The organism is Longimicrobium sp. (assembly GCA_036389795.1).
Lineage (GTDB): Bacteria > Gemmatimonadota > Gemmatimonadetes > Longimicrobiales > Longimicrobiaceae > Longimicrobium.
Window position 1 is genome coordinate 1 of the sequence record DASVWD010000267.1, and the last position, 17,495, is coordinate 17,495.

The 17,495-nt window shown below is 72.2% G+C and carries 15 protein-coding genes and 1 pseudogene; 11 read left to right on the forward strand and 5 right to left on the reverse strand.

Translation table 11 applies throughout. The features are described from left to right. Positions 1 to 209: 209 nt before the first annotated feature. The 3 genes from VF746_30535 to VF746_30545 all read right to left on the reverse strand — a co-directional run bounded on the left by VF746_30535 (position 210) and on the right by VF746_30545 (position 1,933). Entirely contained in the window at positions 210 to 683 is a 474-nt protein-coding gene (locus VF746_30535) for a hypothetical protein (GenBank protein ID HEX8696796.1), read from the reverse strand. A gap of 48 nt (positions 684 to 731) precedes the next feature. Beyond that, positions 732 to 1,169 (reverse strand): hypothetical protein, encoded by a 438-nt coding sequence (locus VF746_30540; protein ID HEX8696797.1) that lies wholly within the window; start codon positions 1,167 to 1,169, stop codon positions 732 to 734. A gap of 332 nt (positions 1,170 to 1,501) precedes the next feature. After that, positions 1,502 to 1,933, reverse strand: a complete 432-nt coding sequence (locus VF746_30545) for a hypothetical protein (protein HEX8696798.1) — start codon at positions 1,931 to 1,933, stop codon at positions 1,502 to 1,504. Positions 1,934 to 2,203: 270 nt separating this feature from the next. Between VF746_30545 and VF746_30550 the strand changes: the two genes are divergently transcribed. Together VF746_30550 and VF746_30555 are read left to right on the forward strand one after the other, a co-directional pair. Continuing rightward, complete coding sequence (locus VF746_30550; protein HEX8696799.1) at positions 2,204 to 2,602, forward strand: BlaI/MecI/CopY family transcriptional regulator; 399 nt, start codon at positions 2,204 to 2,206, stop codon at positions 2,600 to 2,602. Next, entirely contained in the window at positions 2,599 to 5,418 is a 2,820-nt protein-coding gene (locus VF746_30555; GenBank protein ID HEX8696800.1) for a M56 family metallopeptidase, read from the forward strand. The genes VF746_30550 and VF746_30555 overlap by 4 nt, the downstream gene beginning before the upstream one ends. 227 nt (positions 5,419 to 5,645) lie before the next feature. Here VF746_30555 and VF746_30560 read toward each other — a convergent pair whose 3' ends face one another. Together VF746_30560 and VF746_30565 are read right to left on the reverse strand one after the other, a co-directional pair. After that, the gene (locus tag VF746_30560; protein HEX8696801.1) at positions 5,646 to 5,891 is read right to left on the reverse strand and encodes a hypothetical protein; all 246 of its coding nucleotides are present in this window, start codon (positions 5,889 to 5,891) and stop codon (positions 5,646 to 5,648) included. 147 nt (positions 5,892 to 6,038) lie between these two features. Next, positions 6,039 to 7,163, reverse strand: a complete 1,125-nt coding sequence (locus tag VF746_30565; GenBank protein ID HEX8696802.1) for a ribonuclease D — start codon at positions 7,161 to 7,163, stop codon at positions 6,039 to 6,041. A gap of 433 nt (positions 7,164 to 7,596) precedes the next feature. Between VF746_30565 and VF746_30570 the strand changes: the two genes are divergently transcribed. From VF746_30570 to VF746_30610, 9 genes and pseudogenes are all read left to right on the forward strand, one after another. Next, entirely contained in the window at positions 7,597 to 9,186 is a 1,590-nt protein-coding gene (locus VF746_30570) for an amidohydrolase (GenBank protein HEX8696803.1), read from the forward strand. Positions 9,187 to 9,571: 385 nt separating this feature from the next. Further along, a complete protein-coding gene (locus VF746_30575) occupies positions 9,572 to 10,336 on the forward strand; it encodes an NAD-dependent deacylase (GenBank protein HEX8696804.1) in 765 nt (254 codons plus the stop codon). 26 nt (positions 10,337 to 10,362) lie between these two features. Then, positions 10,363 to 10,950: pseudogene (gene can / locus VF746_30580) on the forward strand (carbonate dehydratase). 156 nt (positions 10,951 to 11,106) lie between these two features. Beyond that, positions 11,107 to 11,589 carry a type II toxin-antitoxin system VapC family toxin gene (locus VF746_30585; protein HEX8696805.1) on the forward strand — a complete coding sequence of 161 codons (483 nt, stop codon included), beginning with the start codon at positions 11,107 to 11,109 and terminating at the stop codon, positions 11,587 to 11,589. After that, on the forward strand, positions 11,582 to 11,773 hold the full coding sequence (locus tag VF746_30590; protein ID HEX8696806.1) for a hypothetical protein: 192 nt from the start codon (positions 11,582 to 11,584) through the stop codon (positions 11,771 to 11,773). Before VF746_30585 ends, VF746_30590 begins: the two co-directional genes overlap by 8 nt. A gap of 187 nt (positions 11,774 to 11,960) precedes the next feature. Then, on the forward strand, positions 11,961 to 13,379 hold the full coding sequence (pyk, locus tag VF746_30595) for a pyruvate kinase (protein HEX8696807.1): 1,419 nt from the start codon (positions 11,961 to 11,963) through the stop codon (positions 13,377 to 13,379). Positions 13,380 to 13,470: 91 nt separating this feature from the next. Then, positions 13,471 to 14,247 (forward strand): MBL fold metallo-hydrolase, encoded by a 777-nt coding sequence (locus tag VF746_30600; protein ID HEX8696808.1) that lies wholly within the window; start codon positions 13,471 to 13,473, stop codon positions 14,245 to 14,247. Positions 14,248 to 14,531: 284 nt separating this feature from the next. Next, a complete protein-coding gene (locus VF746_30605; GenBank protein HEX8696809.1) occupies positions 14,532 to 15,947 on the forward strand; it encodes a glucose-6-phosphate isomerase in 1,416 nt (471 codons plus the stop codon). Beyond that, positions 15,932 to 16,891, forward strand: a complete 960-nt coding sequence (locus VF746_30610; GenBank protein HEX8696810.1) for a diacylglycerol kinase family protein — start codon at positions 15,932 to 15,934, stop codon at positions 16,889 to 16,891. The genes VF746_30605 and VF746_30610 overlap by 16 nt, the downstream gene beginning before the upstream one ends. Positions 16,892 to 17,495: the final 604 nt, after the last annotated feature.

Sequence of the window (17,495 nt, forward strand, 5' to 3'; positions counted from 1 at the left end):
GGGATGCGCGCCCGACAGGGCCGGGACGCCGCCGCCACAGGGGTTTCGTGGCGGCGGTGGCCCGGCGCCGTTGGCCTGCGTTGTTTGCAGGCCTACGGCGCGCGCAGCCCGGCCCGGAGCGCAGCGGAGGGACACGCCCGAACCCGCAGTTCCGCCGTTATGGTAGTTCCCGGGCACACGGACGACCCAACCGCCCGGGATCGACGACCTCACCGCGTTCCGCGCCGGTGCTGAGGCGGGAGCCAGATTTCCACCGCGCGAACGTTCCCGTATCCCGCGACTTCCTGCGGCGCGGCCCGCCGCAGGTCCGCGAGAACGCGCGAAACCCACGGGAACTCCCGCCGGGGGCCGCTGCGCACCTGATCGGGGCGCATCCGCATGGTCGCGCGTTGCGTCGCCGTATCCCCTCCGACCTGGCGAATGACCAGCAGCGCTCGGATGGCGTCGGAGAGCTGTTCCCGCGTGGCATTCGAGCGCAGCAGGATCACGTCGTGCGGGCTCACGTCCGGCCTGCGCTGCACCAGGAACGGAGCATCCGCCTGTGGAAGCTGGTCCAGAAGCACGACCGTCACCGGAACGCGGGTGGGGCGATTCGAGGGCGACGCTTGCTGGCCACGTACCTCCCCCGTGCCGGAGAGGGTGAAGAGAGCTGCCGCGAGCAGTAGCATGGAGCGCCTGGTCATGGATTGGTTCTCCGTAAGGTGTCGTTGGAAGCTCATTGGTTCGTCGGTTCAGCAGGTCGTCGCATACCCGCATGACCATTGTTCCCACTGACCGGTTTCTTCGTTGTACACGTCGATACAGACGTACTCGACGACGGCCTTGTCGCCGCACGCGCTGGTCCCGCCGTTGCCCTTGCCGGTCTCCCAATCCACCGTTTCTCCACCAGTGTAGTCGCCAGGATAGAACTGGGTGCCGCTGCCCGGGTCCTCGCCTGTGGTCCCGCTCCCTCCCGTCCCGCCTCCACAGGTGCTGGGCGTGGGGGAACCGTCCTCGTAGGGCGTGTAGCCGACCTCGTAGAGTCCTTCATCCGTCGAGGTGTCACAGTTGATTTCGCGAACCTCGCCCTCGGTGTACTCGACTCTGAATATGGGCGTAACGCGGTCGATTCGTACCGTTGGAGCGGTAGTAGACAAGCTTGTGACAGGAGACGTATAGACCCGCATCATCCCATGCCGCACGCCTGTTTTCTGAAATGAGCGGCACCCACCAGTCGCCTTTCGGGTCGAAGAAGGCTTGCGTCAATCCCAATGCAGACGCGTTCACCCAATCACTTCGAAACGTGTACTCGATGCCTGTTCGCGCGGAAGCCTTGTCTATGTACATGTTGATCAGCTCCCGCGGGCAGGCCATCCGTTCGTACTGCTGGTACTGCGCATCCGCTCGCGCAGCCATGGCGCCGAACAGGACACACCACAGGGCGCATACCCGGACAAAGTCCTGTAGAGCGCGCATAGGATCCGTTTCGCATGAGAAGGGGAAGGCAGGTGCGGAATTCAGATCAGCTGTGGCCGCGTTGGCGCCGCGCGATTGCCAGCCGTTTGCCGGGTCGGTCAGTCTCGTCCGCCTCGATTTCCTCCACCGTCCGATGCTCCCAAACGGGAGCCCACACTTCTTCCAGAATCTCCTGCAGTCCGGGGTCGCCGAGATACCAGAGCTCCTGGAAGGCCTCGCCGCTCCGCGGAATGCGAAACGCGGCGAGCAGGGAGTCGCGCTGTTCCGGGCGCACATGCGACAGGAGCCGCTCCAGGGCCTCCATATCGAACCCGCGACGGATTTGCTGCCGCTCGGTCTCCGTCAGACGGTAGCTGGCGTCACGCTGCACCATTACGGTCGGGTGGAAGTCCTTCATGTTCGTCGTGGTGTTCGCGGTTTCGCATGCTGCGAGGGTGAACAGCGTGAGTAGCGTTCCGAACGCCACCGAGAATCGCATCGGGCTTCTCCAGCCTGGGAAGGTCGAACGAGGAGGAAACAGGGGGTCCCACAAGGTATGGCCCGAACTGATTTGAGGCAACCCTCCTTCGAGCTGATCGAATGCCTGGCCGATACGGGGCTCCAGGGCGCGGGCGCGAATCGTGGTTCTCCGTTGCGGTCTCTCCCGATTCAGCGGGATTCACCCTCCCCCGAACATCATCCTTGACCGCCCGGACCCCGTGTGCTAATGTACTGACACTATGTCAGTCCATTGACACCGGGAGACCGCATGCCGCCATCCCCTCCCCTGGACCTGGGCCGCCGCGAACGGCAGATCATGGACGCCGTCTACCGGCTCGGGCGCGCCACCGCCGCCGAGGTGCTGGCGGAGCTTCCCGATCCCCCCAGCTACTCGGCCGTGCGCGGGATGCTGCGGCTGCTGGAGGAGAAGGGCTACCTGCGCCACGAGCAGGACGGCCCGCGCTACGTCTACCTCCCCACCACCGAGCCCGACGAGGCCCGCCGCTCGGCGCTCAAGCACCTGCTGCGCACCTTCTTCGACAACTCCCGCGAATCCGCCGTGGCCGCGCTGCTGGACCTGGGCGGGCAGCCGCTTTCCGACGACGAGCACGCGCGGCTCTCCGCGCTCCTGGACCAGGCACGCGACCCCGGAGAAGACGACCGATGAGCGCTCCCCTCCCCCTCTCGCCCGACGCGGCCTTCCCGCTGGCGGTGCTGGTCAAGGCGACGCTGCTGCTGGCCGCCGCCGGCCTCGCGTCGGTCGTGCTGGCGCGGCTGCGCGCCTCGGCGGCCACGCGGCACCTGGTGTGGACGCTGGCCACGTGCGGCCTGCTGGCGCTCCCGCTCTTCTCCGCCACGCTCCCCGGCTGGCGGCTGAACTTCGTGGAGGTGCGCGCGCCCGAGCCGGCGGCGTATCCCCTCCCGGCCGTGGTGATCACCGGCGACTACGTGCCGCTGGCGGTGGAGCGCAGCGTCCCCGTGTACGCCGCGGAGGGCGCGCCGGACCCGGTGCCGCCGGAGTTCGGGCGGGGCGCGCGCGGCGCCGCGGCGGCCTCGGCGGGGGGCATCGCGCCGGGGATGCTGCTGCTGGGCGTCTACCTGGCGGGGGTGCTGGCGCTGCTGGCGCGGCTGGCGCTGGGCCGCTGGGGGCTGGTCCGGCTGGCGCGCGAGGCCCGGCCGCTGGACGACGAGGGGTGGCGGGCGCTGCTGGCCGACCTGGCGTGGATGCTGGACGTCGACCGTCCCGTCACCCTGCTGCGCAGCGCCCGCGCGACCATGCCGATGACGTGGGGGACGCGCCGCCCGGTGGTGCTGCTGCCGGACGAGGCGCTGGAGTGGCCCGAGGAGCGCCGGCGCGTGGTGCTGCTGCACGAGCTGGCGCACGTGGCGCGGCGCGACTGCCTGACGCAGACGCTCTCGGCGGTGGCGTGCGCGCTCTACTGGTTCCACCCGGGCGCCTGGTACGCCGCGCGCCGCCAGCGGGTGGAGCGCGAGTTGGCGTGCGACGACCGGGTGCTCTCGGCCGGGACCCGCGCCCGCGAGTACGCCGCGCACCTGCTGGAGGTGGCGCGCGCCTTCCGCCCCGCGGCGCTGGCCGGGCCCGTGGCGGTCAGCATGGCGCGGCCGTCGCAGCTCGAGGGGCGCCTCCTGGCGGTGCTGGACGGGGTGCGCAGCCGCCGGGCGCTCACCCGCCCCGCCGCGCTCGGCGCCGCCGCGGCCGCGCTCCTCCTGGTCCTCCCCCTTTCCGCCATGCGCCCGGGCGACGCCGCGTCGCCGTCGGCGCGCGCGGTGGATGCGCAGAAGGCCGAATCGCCCGCCGCCCCGGCATCCGCGGCCCGCCCCGCCGAGTCCGCGGGCCCGGCGCAGCAGGGCGTCTACGAGCGCGAGCTCCCCGCGCGCGAAGGAGAGCGGCTCGTCCTGCGGCTGGAGACGGGGGCGACCGCGCGGGTGATCGCCTGGGACCGCGACGCGGTGCACGTGCGGGCCGAGGTGCGCGGACCGGGCCGCGAGCGCGTCCGCTACTTCGCCGAGCGCACCGCGAACGGGATCGAGGTGAGCTCACGCCACGTGGGGAGCCACCACGAGCACGTCCGCGGGGAGCACGTCGAGATCCGCGTGCCGCGCCGCTTCGACGTGGCCGGCACCACCGAAGGCGGCGGGCTGCAGATCGACGGGGTGACGGGGACCTTCACCGGGAGCACGGAGGGCGGCGGGCTGGCCCTCACGGGAGCGCGCGGGACGGTGCGGATGACCACCGAGGGCGGCGGCGCGGCCATCTCCCGCTCGCGCCTGGACGGCACCCTGCGCACCGAGGGCGGCGGCGTGGTGCTGAGCGGCAACCAGGGCGACCTGGACATCGACAGCGAGGGCGGCGCGGTGATCCACTCCTCGCGAGACGGCACCAACACCATCCACGCCGACCTGGGCGACCTGGGCGACCTGGATGACATGGCCGACGCGGCCGATGCGGCGGACCTGAACGACCTGCACGACCTCGCCGACCTCGAGAGGCGCAGCACGCGCGCCTCCACGCGCGGGTACGGGCAGGCCCGCGGCCAGGTGAACATCAGCAAGCCGGGCGGGCGGGTGGACGTGGCCGAGGCGCCGGAGGGCGCCAACATCAGCACGGGCGGGGGCGCCGTCCACGTGGGACCCGCCGGCGGCGACGTGAACGTGAGCACCGGCGGCGGCGAGATCGTGCTGGAGGCGGTGGACGGCTCGGCGCGGGCGTCCACGGGCGCGGGACAGGTGACGGTGCGGCTCGTGGGCGGCGGCGACGTGGAGATCTCCACCGGGAACGGCGCCGTGACGCTCACCCTCCCGGCGGACTTCAGCGGCGACTTCGACGTCGAGACCGCCTACACCCGCAGCCACGCGCCGGTGCGGATCGTCAGCGACTTCCCGCTCCAGGTCACCCAGACGAACGACTGGGACGGGCGGCAGGGCACGCCGCGCCGCTACGTCCGCGCCCGGGGCCGCACCGGGAGCGGCCGCCACACCGTGCGCGTGGCGGCCGTGAACGGCGACGTGCGCATCCGCCGCGCCGGCTCGTCGCGCGGGACCGCGCTGCGCACCTCGGCGGGCGGCGACGTGGAGTGCGGGGCGGGCTGCACCATCACCCTCGGCCGCGACGGACGCATCTCGGGGACCGGTTATACCGCGAGCACCGCGGGCGGAATCGGGTACGCCACCCGCGCGGGAGCCGGCGCAGGCGCGACCGGCTACGTGACGCTGACGGGCGACGAGGAGGGGCGCGCCCTCTCGGTGCGGCGGATCGGCGAGAACGCCCCGCCCGCGGCCGCCGCGCAGAGCCTGCTGCTGGCGGCGTTCGGCGACCGGAGCGCGAAGGTGCAGCGCGCGGCCGTGGACGCGCTGGCCCGCCTTCCCGAGGAGCACGCCCGGCGCCCGCTGGACTCGATCGCCCGCGAGCACCCGCGCGCGGAGATCCGCGAGGCCGCGCGCGCCGCGCTGCGCCGGTTCTGACCGGCGGAGAACCCGGTCACCGCGCCGAGGCCCGCCCGACGCGCGGATCCCGGCGAGGGAGTCCGCGAAGGCGGACTTCGTGTGGTTGTTGCCGCGGTTTCAACCGCCCAGCCCCACCTGCCAACGAGAAAAGGCGGGCTCCCGCGCACGGGGCCCGCCCTTCTCTTCTCCGTCGACCCTCCCACCAACCGATCTCGTCCGGCGACGCTCGCCTCGGCCGGGACGCGTCAGTGGATTCCCGCGTCGGTCTTGGCCCACTCCAGGCGGCGCTTCAGGTCCTTCTCGCTCATCGTGCCGATGGCGAACTCGGCCGCCGCCATGCTGTTGAAGGCGATCGCCGTCCGCACCGGCTCGGCGGTGGGGTCGTCGGTCGGGCGGAAGGCGAGCGTGGCCCCCTTCTTCAGGTGCGCCACCGTGCTCTCCACCGCCACCGGCTGCCAGACCCGCCCGCCGTCGTCCGTGATCTCACGCATCCGCCACCTCTGACGTTCTTCGTCTCAAGATCCGTATCTCGCCCGACGACTCACGCGCCGATGGCGACCCACCAGCCGGGGCGAGTAGATCCTTCGGGTCGCTACCGCGCCCCTCGGGATGACATCATTCCGCTCAGCCGGCGCGCGCTACCGCAGCGCCCTGAGCAGCGCCTCGCCGAAGGCCTCCACCTGCCAGCGGCGCACGCCGGGAACCTCGGCGAGCTGCTCGGGCGTCTTCGGCTGGGCCCGGGCCACCTCTTCCAGCATGTTGCGCGAGATGAGGAAGCCGGGGTCCAGCTCCAGCTCCTCGGCGCGGCGGTTGCGCGCGGCCTTAAGCGCCTCCACGCGCGCCTCCAGCTCCAGGTCACGCTCCCAGCGCGGGGCGCGCGGCCAGCGCGGGAGCTGGTCTTCGGGCACCGCCAGGCCGCGGCGGACGGCGGCCAGCAGCTCGCGCCCACGCCGCTGCGCCATTCCCTCCGACACGCCGGTGACGGCCGTGAGCGCCTGCGTGCTCTGCGGCGCGGTGGCGCTCATCTCCAGCAGCGCCTGGTTCGAGAGCACGCGGAAGGTGGCGCGGTCCAGCTCCTTCGCCACGCCCTCGCGCCACTCGTGCAGCTCGCGCAGGATCGCCAGGCCGCGCGGGGACAGGTCGCGGGCGCCCTTGACGCGCATGAACGCCTCGCGGGCGTCGTCGGGCTCGCTCCAGCGCGTCAGCTCGCGGCGGCGGAACTCCTCCTCGGCCCAGGCGAGGCGCCCCCTGCGCTCCAGCTCGGCGCGCAGGCGGTCGCGCAGCGCGGGGAGGTGCGCGGTGTCGGCGGCGGCGTACTCCTTCATCCCCTGCGAGAGCGGGCGCTCGGCCCAGTCGGCCCGCTGGTGCTCCTTGGGGAGCCGCACTCCCAGGTACTTCTCCACCACGTTGCCGAGCCCCAGCGCCCGCTCGCCCAGGAAGGCCGCGGCGATCTGCGTGTCGAAGAGGTTCGTCACACGCAGACCCGCGTCGCGGTCCAGGATGCGCAGGTCGTAGTCGGCGTCGTGGAAGACGGTCTCGACGTGGTCGTTCTCGAAGACGGCCGCCAGCGGCGACAGGTCGCGCACGGCCAGCGGGTCGACCAGGAAGTTGCCGGCCCCGCCCGAGAGCTGCACCAGGCTCATGCGGTCGAAGTAGCGGTGGTAGCCCGCGGCCTCGGTGTCGGCGCCCACCAGCCGCTCCCCGCGCAGCCGCTCGACCACCCGCGCGAGCCCCTCCTGCGTGTCGACGTATTCGTATTCCATTGAGCCCGGGCCGAGGAAGCGCGCCAAGATCGTTGCCGCCGCGCCCTGTCGCAAGGGTCGGGCTAGACGGTCGGGCGCCCGGTGACGAGCGCGGGAGGGCGAGCGCCGGGAAGGGAAGCGCCGGAGGACGAGCGCCTGAAGACGCTCGCTGGAACTACGGGAAGCCCTTCGGGCTGGGCGGAGGCGGGATCGGCGCATCTCTCCCGGGCACCACGCGAAAACAAGGCTGCATTTCCCCTCTACCGCGTAGCGGGGGAGGGGAGCGCGCCCCCTGGCTGCGAGGAACGAGCAGCCGAGGGCCGCGCGGGGGAGGGGGCACCCACCCGCGGCCGCGCCGACGTCCGTCGAAGCACGCCGAAGCCTTTCCGTCGTCGGGCCGGGTCGCCATCTTCCGCCGCCGATCCCGATCCGCCCCGAACCGCCGCCGCGCCGCATGCATCCGTCGCCCGAGCCCGACCTGGTCCTCGCCGCCCGCCGCATCCACGTGCTCGGCGGGCAGCCGCCCGTGGAGGCGCTGTTCATCCGCGGCGGGAGGGTCGCGGCGGCGGGGTCGCGGGCGGAGATGGAGTCGCTGGCGGGCCGCGGCGCGCTGGTCGAGGACCTGGGGGAGGCGTACGTCACGCCGGGGCTCACCGACGCGCACGTGCACCTGACCACCTGGGGCCTCTCGCTCACCCGCGTGGACCTGAACGCGGCGCGCACCGTCGAGGAGGCGCTGGAGCGGATAGCCGCGCACGCGGCGCGGGGCACGGGGTGGGTGCGCGGGCTCGGGTGGGACGCGCACCGCTGGGGGAGGCTGCCGACGCGCGCGGAGCTGGACCGCGTCTGCCCGGAGCGGCCGTGCTACTTCCAGAGCCACGACATCCACGGCGCCTGGCTGAACACCGAGGCGCTGCGCCGCGCGGGCGTCGGGCGCGACACGCCGGACCCCGAGGGCGGGCAGATCGTGCGCGACGCGGAGACGGGCGAGCCCACCGGCGTGCTGCTGGAGAAGGCGATGGCGCTCGCCGAGCGGCACCTGCCGCCCGAGACGCCCGCCGAGCGCCGCGACGCGCTCCTGGAGGCCCAGCGTCGCGTGCACCGCCTGGGGCTCACCGGCCTGCACTCCGTCGAGGTGACCGGGATGGAGGACTTCGCCGCGCTCGACGCCGAGGGGCTGCTGCGGCTGCGCGTCCTCCAGGCGATCCCGCTGCCCCGCCTCGACGCGGCGATCCAGGTGGGCGTGCGCAGCGGCTTCGGGGGCGAGCGGCTGCGCGTGGGCGGGGTGAAGATGTTCCTGGACGGGGCCCTGGGCTCGCGCACGGCGTGGATGCGCGAGCCGTACGCGGGCACCGGCGGCGACCGCGGCATCCAGACGCTCCCGTCGGAAGAGTTCCGCGGGGCGGTGCGCCGCGCGGCCGCGGCCGGGATCTCCGCCACGGTGCACGCCATCGGCGACGCGGCGGTGGAGCTGGCGCTGGAGGTGCTGGGGACGGTCCCGCCCCCGCCGGCGATGCCGCACCGCGTCGAGCACCTGCAGCTCTGCCCGCCGGACCTGTGGGAGCGCGCCGGCCGATCCGGGGTGGTCGCCTCCATGCAGCCCGTGCACCTGATGACCGACATCCCCGCCGCCGAGCGGCACTGGGGGCACGAGCGCTCGCGCGGCGCCTACGCCTTCGCGCCCGTGCTGCGCGCGGGGGCCACGCTGGCCTTCGGCTCCGACGTGCCGGTGGAGACGGTCGATCCGCGCCTGGGCCTGTTCGCCGCGGTGAAGCGCGTCGGCTGGGACGGCGGGCCCGCGGGGGAGTGGTTCCCCGAGAACGCGCTCACCGCCGAGGAAGCGCTCCGGGCGTACACGGAGGGCCCCGCGCGCGCCGCCGGCGAGGCGCACCGCCGCGGCCGCCTCCTCCCGGGCCATGACGCCGACCTGGTGGCCTGGGACCGCGACCCGCTCTCCTGCCCGCCCGACGAGCTGCGCGAGATGCGCTGCCTGCTGACGATGGTCGGCGGCGAGGCCGTCCACCGCGAGGAGGACGCGTCGTGAGCGGCGGGTCTCCGGAGACGGCGCGTGATGGACTTGGTTGAAGAGCCGGCCTCTCCCTTCGGCTGTCATTCTGAGGCCCGGCCACACGGGACCAGCATCCGCACGGATGACCGCAGGGCCGAAGAATCTTCTCACCCTGGCAGGTGGGTTGGGCGCGGCAGCGGCACGGATGCCGGCCAGGCGCGATCCTTGACCGCCCGTTTCAATCGGATTCGCCATTGAGGCAACCCGGCGGCCGGACGGGGCGCAAATGATCAAGCCACCTGGCAGGGTGAGTAAATCCTTCGGTCGCCGCCGGGCTTCGTCGCGAGAGCGGGTTCGGTGCGGCGGCTCCCTCAGGATGACAACGTGTCGGGATGAGTCTTGAATTGAACCGCATGCCAGCATGACGCCCGAGGGACTGGCGCGGGCGGCCGGGTTCCTGGCCGGGGCGCGGAGCGTGGTGGCCTCCACCGGGGCGGGGATGTCGAAGGAGAGCGGCATCCCCACCTTCCGCGACGCCATGGAGGGGCTGTGGGCGCGCTTCGACCCGCAGGAGCTGGCCACCGAGGAGGGGTTCCGCAGGGACCCGCGCCGGGTGTGGAGCTGGTACGCCTGGCGCCGCGGGAAGGTGGCCGAGGCCGTGCCGCACCCCGGCTACCACGCGCTGGTGGAGCTGGAGGCGCTCGTCCCCTCGCTCGCGGTGGTCACCCAGAACGTCGACGGGCTGCACGCCGCCGCCGGCTCGCGCGACGTGATCGAGCTGCACGGCAGCCTGCGCCGCGTGAAGTGCCTGGACCGCGGCCACCCGTACGGCGGCGAGCTCCCGGCGTCGAACGGAGGCGAGGAGGACCCGCCGCCGTGCCCGGCCTGCGGCTCGCCGCTCCGGCCCGACGTGGTGTGGTTCGGCGAGATGCTCCCCGAGCGGGCCGTGGAGCGCGCGTGGCGGCTGGCCGGCGAGTGCGACGTGCTGCTGCTGGTGGGCACCTCCGGCACCGTGTGGCCCGCCGCCGAGCTCCCCCACGTGGCCCGCCGCTCCGGCGCGCGGATCGTCGAGGTCAACCCCGACCCCAGCGAGCTCACGCCGCTGGCCGACGTCTTCCTGCAGGGCGCCGCGGGCCGCGTGCTCCCCGCGCTGGTGGACGCCCTGCGCGCGCGACGGCCCGGCTGAGCGTACCCCTATCCATTCGAGAGACGATGCCCGGACTGGAGCACCTGATCGAGAACAACCGCGCCTGGTCGCGCCGCACGGTGGAGCGCGACCCCGAGTTCTTCCGCACGCTGGCGCGGCAGCAGTCGCCCGAGTACCTGTGGATCGGCTGCTCGGACAGCCGGGTGCCCGCCAACGAGATCGTGGACCTGCTCCCGGGCGAGCTGTTCGTCCACCGCAACGTGGCCAACGTGGTGGTGCACACCGACCTCAACTGCCTGTCGGTGCTCCAGTTCGCCGTCGAGGTGCTCAAGGTGAGGCACGTGATCGTCTGCGGCCACTACGGCTGCGGCGGGGTGCAGGCGGCGCTGGAAGACGCCCGGCTGGGGCTGATCGACAACTGGCTGCGCCACGTGCAGGACGTGAAGCAGAAGCACGCCGCCGAGCTCGAATCCACGGCTCCGGCCGCGCGCCTGGACCGCCTCTGCGAGCTGAACGTCACCGAGCAGGTGGCGAACGTCTGCCAGACCACCATCGTGCAGGGCGCCTGGGAGCGCGGCCAGGACCTCACCGTGCACGGCTGGATCTACGGCCTCCACGACGGCCTGGTGCGCGACCTGAACGTTTCGCGCTCGGGGTGACGCGCCCTCGCCGCCCAGCCGGCGCTGCGGCCGCCTCCGCTCCGTCCAGTTCACGCCAGCGTGGTGACAGATTGTAAGTGCGGTGGCGGTGTTCTGTGGATCTGGGCCCGTTCACTTTTTCACGCCGGGCGAGGTGCATAGAATGGGCGGATGCCACGTCCCCGCGCCTACATTGAGACCACGATCCCAAGCGCTTACCACGAACGGCGTGGCGGCCCCAAGGTAGCCGCGAAGAGAGCGGCGACGCGGCACTGGTGGTCGAGCGCGGGAGAAACGTACGAGTTGGTTACCAGCCGGCTTGTCATTCAGGAGCTTTCCGCGGGTCCGGCTGAGCGACGGGAAGAATGGCTTTCGCTCGTGCGGGAACTACCGTTGTTGCGCTCGACCCCAAAGATCATCAGTACCGTCCAGGTATATCTGAACCAGAAGCTGATGCCGGCCGTCCCGCCGACAGACGCATACCACCTGGCATTCGCATCCTTCCACAGGTGTGAGTACCTGGTGACGTGGAACATGCGGCATCTGGCGAACGAGAACAAATTCGAGCACATTAGACGGGTGAACGAAGCGCTCGGGCTGTTCGTACCCAGCATCGTCACGCCACGGCAGTTGATCGGAGGAGCCGATGAGTGACCCTGAGCCCTGGGATCCGATCGTGGATCCGATCCGGGAGATTCGGATGCGCATCTCGGCGCAGTTCGATCACGACCCGGTCAAGCTGGGTGAGTACCTGATGAAGGATCAGGAGCAGTTCCGGGATCGCCTGATCTCGCCGGGTGAAACCGAGCCGCGCAAGGACGGGAAGTCGGCCGCCTGACTCCCGCCGTACGGATTGGAGACGAGCGCATCGCCCTCCGCTCGTCTCCCGGGTTACGCATCGTCTTCTGCCCCTTGCCGCCGCCGCGCGGCAGGGGGCAGTTTGTCGTCTCGAACCGCGCCCGGCGGGTGCGGTCCTTCGCCCGCGGCCGCGGCGAGCCCGACGTTGCCGCCTTCCTGGGAGCTCGATGCAGCGACGCACCAAGATCGTCTGTACGCTGGGCCCCGCGTCCTGGTCGCCCGAGCGCATCCACTCGCTCATCGAGGCGGGGATGGACGTGGCCCGCATCAACTTCTCGCACGGCGACCTGGACCGCCACGCCGAGACCATCCGGAACGTCCGCGCGGCCGCCGAGCGGGCGCGCCGCCCGATCGCCATCCTGGGCGACCTGCAGGGGCCCAAGATCCGCGTGGGCGTGCTCCCCGAGCCGGTGGAGCTCCGGCCCGGCGACGCCGTCACCTTCGCCCCCGAGGGCGAGCACGCGGCCGGGGAGCTCCCCACCACCTTCGCCGAGCTGGCCGAAGACGTGGAGGTGGGCGACGTGGTGCTCCTGGCCGACGGGCTGATGGAGCTGATCGTCACCGACGTGCAGCCGCCGCGGGTGACCATGCGGGTGATCCACGGCGGCGAGCTCACCTCCAGCAAGGGGATCAACCTCCCGGGCACGCGCATCAGCATCCCCTCGCTCACGCCCAAGGACCTGCGCGACCTGGAGTTCGCGCTGGAGCACGAGCTGGACTACGTGGCGCTCTCGTTCGTGCGCTCGGCCGAGGACGTGCGCGACCTGGCGCGGCGCATCCCCGAGGGCGGCCCGCTGGTGGTGGTGAAGGTGGAGAAGGGGATGGCGCTGGAGAACCTCCCCGCCATCCTGCAGGCCTCGGCCGCGGCGATGGTGGCGCGCGGCGACCTGGGGGTGGAGCTCCCCTTCGAGCGCGTGCCGCTGGCGCAGAAGCGGATGATCCAGCTGGCCAACCTCTCCAGCCGCCCGGTGATCACCGCCACGCAGATGCTGGAGTCGATGATCGAGAACCCGCGCCCCACGCGCGCGGAGGCCTCCGACGTGGCCAACGCCATCATCGACGGCACCGACGCGGTGATGCTCTCGGCCGAGACGGCCACGGGGAAGTTCCCGATCCAGGCGGTGCAGTCGATGGTGCGCATCGCCCAGGAGATCGAGGACTCGCACATCCTGGAGGGGGGCCCGCACTACGACTTCCCGATCGAGGCGGGCCCCGACGGCCACGTCCCCACGGCGCGCGCCATCGCCGGGGCCACGGTGGAGGCGGTGCGGCGGCTCTCCGCCCCGCTCATCATCACCATGACCAGCAGCGGGAGCACGGCGCGGGTGGTGTCCTCCTTCCGCCCGCCGGTGCCGGTGCTGGCGCTCACCGACCAGGTGCGCACCTACAACCAGCTGGCGCTGGTGTGGGGGGTGGTCCCGATCCTCTGCTCGCGCGAGTCCACCTTCGAGGAGCAGCTGGCGTGCGGCCGCGAGGAGGCGCTGCGCCGCGGCCTGGCCCGGCGCGGCGACCGCGTGGTGGTGACCGCCGGCAGCCCCATGCACGTGGCGGGGACGACGAATCTCCTGCAGGTGGAACAGCTTTGAAGTGCGAGAGTGCGAGAGTGCGAAAGTGCGAAAGTGCGCCTCTCGGCGGTTGCCGTTACTTTCGCACTTTCGCACTCGGCACTTTCGCACCATGAGGCTCCGCTTCCTGGGCACCGGCACCTCGTTCGGCGTGCCCGTCATCGGGTGCCGGTGCGCGGTCTGCGCCTCCGGCGACCCGCGCGACCGGAGGACGCGCCACGCGGCGCTCCTCCAGGAGGAGGGCCGCACGCTGCTGGTGGACACGCCGCCGGAGCTCAGGCTGCAGCTGATCGCCGCGGGGGTGCGCGGGGTGGACGCGGTGTGGTACACGCACACGCACGCCGACCACGTGCACGGGGTGGACGACCTGCGCGTGTTCTCCAGGCAGGGCGGGCAGGCGCTGCCCGTCTACGCCCACGAGCGGGACAGGAAGACGCTGGTCTCGCGCTTCGCCTACGTCTTCGACCCCACCGTCCCCCCGCTGAAAGGGACGTCGAAGCCCGAGGCCGAGCTGCACGACTTCCGCTCGTACGAGCCGGTGCGGGCGGCGGGGTTCGAGCTCCTTCCCCTCCCCGTCCCCCACGGCGACGCGCAGGTGCACGGCTTCCGCGTGGGCGGGCTGGGCTACATCACCGACGCCAAGCGGCTGCCCCCGCGCACCGAGGAGGCGCTCCGGGGGGTGCGCGTGCTGGTGCTGAACGCCCTCTGGTGGGGCGAGCCGCACCCCAACCACTTCAGCGTGGAGGAGGCGTGCGAGACAGCCGGGCGCCTGGGCGCCGAGCGCACCTACCTCACCCACCTGAGCCACCGCACCAGCCAGGCCGAGCTGGACCGCCGGTTGCCCGCCGGGGTGCGGGCGGCGTACGATGGGCTGGAGGTGGAGGTTTGAGAAGTGCGTGAGTGCGAAAGTGCGAAAGTGCGAAAGTGTTCAGGGCGAGATCGGTCGTAGGGGCGAGGCCTGCCTCGCCCGTGGCTGCCCCGCGGCGGTACTCGAATCGACGCACGGCAGGCGGCGTGCAGCCTCCGCAGGGAGGCTTCCTGTGGTTGTAGCCGCGGATTCATCCGCTCTACGATGGGACCGCCGCCCGAGCCAGGAGCCGTGTCGAGCACGAAGTACTCAGCACCTGGCGCTCAGGACTCAGGACCAACGCACCAAGGACTGCAGGTAAGGATATGCCCGGCGACTCGATCACCCTCGACTACAACAACATGCTCGCGCCGCGCCTGGGCGGCGGAGAGCACGGGATCGACCCGGCCAGCCTGGAGCGCATGGCCGCGCGCTTCCGCGAGGCGCACGCCGACACCGCGCGCCGCCGCGAGTCGGGGGAGCTGGGCTTCTACGCGCTTCCCGGCGAGACCGCGACGGTCGACGCCATCCAGGCCTTCGCCGAGGGGCCGGGGCAGGCGTTCTCGGACCTGGTCGTCCTCGGCATCGGCGGGTCGGCGCTGGGGACCATCGCGCTCCGCACGGCGCTCCTGCACCCGGCCTGGAACGAGCTCTCCGGCGAGGAGCGCGACTTCTTCCCCCGCCTGCACGTGCTCGACAACGTCGACCCGGCCACCATCGGTCCCTTCCTGGACCGGCTGGAGCTGGGGAAGACGCTCTTCGACGTGGTCTCCAAGTCCGGCGGCACCGCCGAGACCATGAGCCAGTACCTGGTGGTCCGCGAGCGGCTGGAGCGGGAGATGGGCGAGGGCTACCGCCGCCACCTCCTCTTCACCACCGACCCCGAGAAGGGCGTGCTCCGCCGGATCGCCCGCGAGGAGGAGATCGCCACCCTGCCGATCCCCCCGAAGGTCGGCGGGCGCTTCTCCGTGCTCTCCGCCGTCGGGCTCCTCCCCGCCGCGATGGTGGGGATCGACGTGCGCGAGCTGCTGGCCGGGGCCGACGAGATGGCGCGCCGCTGCGACACGGATGACCTGCGCGCCAACCCGGCCGGGATGTTCGCGGCGCTGCAGTACCTGGCCGACACGGAGAAGGGCGCGCCGATCCACGTGATGATGCCCTACTCCGACCCCCTGCGCGACGTGGCCGACTGGTTCCGGCAGCTCTGGGCCGAGAGCCTGGGGAAGCAGAAAACGCGCGGCGGCGGCGAGGTGTTCGCCGGGCCCACGCCGGTGAAGGCGCTGGGGGCCACCGACCAGCACTCGCAGGTGCAGCTGTACGTGGAGGGGCCGTTCGACAAGACCATCACCTTCCTGGCCGCGCGCGAGCGGGAGGGCGACCTGCCGATCCCCGCGCTGCACGGCGAGCTGGACGAGCTGGCGTACCTGGGTGGGCACACGCTGGGCGAGCTGCTCGACACCGAGCGCCTGGCCACCGAGGCCGCGCTGGCGAAGCGGGGGCGGATGAACATGACGCTGGAGCTGCCGCGCGTGGACGCCCGCTCGGTGGGGGGGCTGTTCATGCTGCTGCAGATCGCCACCGTGTACGCGGGCTTCTTCTACGGCGTGGACCCGCTGGACCAGCCCGGCGTGGAGCTGGGGAAGGAGCTCACCTACGGGATCATGGGCCGCCCGGGCTTCGAGCGGTTCCGCCAGGAATGGGAAGGGCGCGAGCCCAGGCGCGACGAATGGACCGTCCGATAGCCGCCCTGGACCCGCTCTCGCTGCTGGAGCCGGCCCCCGGGCCGTACGCCGCGCGCAACCTGGTGGTCCTGAACCCCGCCGCGGGGCAGGCGGACTCCGACCGCGTGCTGCGCCTGCTGGCCGGGGCCTTCGCGGTGCGCCGCGCCGGCTTCGACGTGGTGGAGACGCGCGGCGCGGGCGACGCCGAGCGCTTCGCCCGCGAGGCGGCCGAGGCCGGCTACCGCGCCGTGGTGGCGGTCGGCGGCGACGGCACGGTGGGCGAGGTGATCACGGGGCTGGCGGGGACCGGGGTGCCGCTGGGGATCGTCCCCAAGGGCACCGGGAACCAGGTGGCGTTCAACCTGGGGATCCCCCGCTCGGTGGAGGCGGCGGTGGACGCGGTGGTGCACGGGGTGGCGCTGCCGATGGACCTGGGGCAGGTGGGCGAGGGGCGCTACTTCGCGGTGGCCGCCGGGGTGGGGTGGGACGCGGCGCTGGTCTCCTACGCCACCCGCGAGCTCAAGGACCGCTGGGGGTTCGGCGCGTACCTGTACGCGGCGCTCAAGGTGGGGCTCACGCCGCCGCTCACCCGCTACCGCATCGAGGCCGACGGGGAGCCGATGGAGGTGGACGCGGCCATGGTGCTGGTGGCCAACATGGGGCTGATCGTCTCCAACCCGCCCGCGCTCAACCTGCGCCTGGGCCCGCTGATCTCGCACCGCGACGGCAAGCTGGACGTGTGCATCTTCGCGCCCCGGTCGCTCTCGCACGCGGCGGGGCTGGTGTGGCGCATGTACCGCAAGCGCTACGGCGGCAACGACCGCATGCTCTACCTCCAGGCCCGCGAGGTCACCGTGGCCTCGGACCCCGCCGTGGTCACCGAGACCGACGGCGAGCTGCTGGGCCACACCCCCCTCTTCGCCCGCGCCGTCCCCGGCGGCGTGAGCGTCTTCACCCCCCGCTAGCGCGCTCCCCGGCCGCGTCTCCCCTCCCGGCCGCGTCTTCCCTCCGTCGGCCGCGTTCCTCCCCCGTCGTCCTGAGACCCGTCACAGGTACGGGATCGTCGGTTCGAGGCGGCCCCGCGCCGGGCGGATGAATCCGCGGCAACAACGGCGAGAAGCCTGCCTTCGCAGGCTGGTTCGGCGCGGAGGCCGCGTTCGGCGCGGGCAGGCCGGCTTTCAGGCGCGAAGCGCGCGGGCGCAGCCCGCTGGTCCGCGCAGGCGGACTTCGTGTGGTTGTTGCAGCGGTTTCAACCGCCCGAGACCGGGTGCGGCCCGCTTCCGGGTTCGATTGCCGGTTCGGCCTGGTCGGACCCCCGGAATGTCGGCATGTGCCCATTGATGCCGGGGAGAAGCTTTGCTGGCGTTAACGCGACTTTTAACGTCATGTAAATTCCTGCTTGACGTCCAAAAACATTCTCTCCCAACATCTTCCGCGTTCCCGACCCAATATTCTGAAATGGAGCCGCGAACGGCGTAAAACACGCGCGATCCAGCAGAGTAAACGTCCGTACACGTCGTTGCCTTGTACCGCGCAAGTGCTTGAGCCGCGCACCCTTTTACGGAGTTC

Bases quoted from the DNA above. Each gene is read 5' to 3' on its own strand.
- VF746_30610 (HEX8696810.1), top strand. From the start codon at position 15,932: ATGGACCGTCCGATAGCCGCCCTGGACCCGCTCTCGCTGCTGGAGCCG.
- VF746_30535 (HEX8696796.1), bottom strand. From the start codon at position 683: ATGACCAGGCGCTCCATGCTACTGCTCGCGGCAGCTCTCTTCACCCTC.
- VF746_30555 (HEX8696800.1), top strand. From the start codon at position 2,599: ATGAGCGCTCCCCTCCCCCTCTCGCCCGACGCGGCCTTCCCGCTGGCG.
- VF746_30565 (HEX8696802.1), bottom strand. From the start codon at position 7,163: ATGGAATACGAATACGTCGACACGCAGGAGGGGCTCGCGCGGGTGGTC.
- VF746_30545 (HEX8696798.1), bottom strand. From the start codon at position 1,933: ATGCGATTCTCGGTGGCGTTCGGAACGCTACTCACGCTGTTCACCCTC.
- VF746_30570 (HEX8696803.1), top strand. From the start codon at position 7,597: ATGCATCCGTCGCCCGAGCCCGACCTGGTCCTCGCCGCCCGCCGCATC.
- VF746_30575 (HEX8696804.1), top strand. From the start codon at position 9,572: ATGACGCCCGAGGGACTGGCGCGGGCGGCCGGGTTCCTGGCCGGGGCG.
- VF746_30540 (HEX8696797.1), bottom strand. From the start codon at position 1,169: ATGATGCGGGTCTATACGTCTCCTGTCACAAGCTTGTCTACTACCGCT.
- VF746_30590 (HEX8696806.1), top strand. From the start codon at position 11,582: ATGAGTGACCCTGAGCCCTGGGATCCGATCGTGGATCCGATCCGGGAG.
- VF746_30550 (HEX8696799.1), top strand. From the start codon at position 2,204: ATGCCGCCATCCCCTCCCCTGGACCTGGGCCGCCGCGAACGGCAGATC.
- VF746_30605 (HEX8696809.1), top strand. From the start codon at position 14,532: ATGCCCGGCGACTCGATCACCCTCGACTACAACAACATGCTCGCGCCG.
- pyk (HEX8696807.1), top strand. From the start codon at position 11,961: ATGCAGCGACGCACCAAGATCGTCTGTACGCTGGGCCCCGCGTCCTGG.
- VF746_30560 (HEX8696801.1), bottom strand. From the start codon at position 5,891: ATGCGTGAGATCACGGACGACGGCGGGCGGGTCTGGCAGCCGGTGGCG.
- VF746_30600 (HEX8696808.1), top strand. From the start codon at position 13,471: ATGAGGCTCCGCTTCCTGGGCACCGGCACCTCGTTCGGCGTGCCCGTC.
- VF746_30585 (HEX8696805.1), top strand. From the start codon at position 11,107: ATGCCACGTCCCCGCGCCTACATTGAGACCACGATCCCAAGCGCTTAC.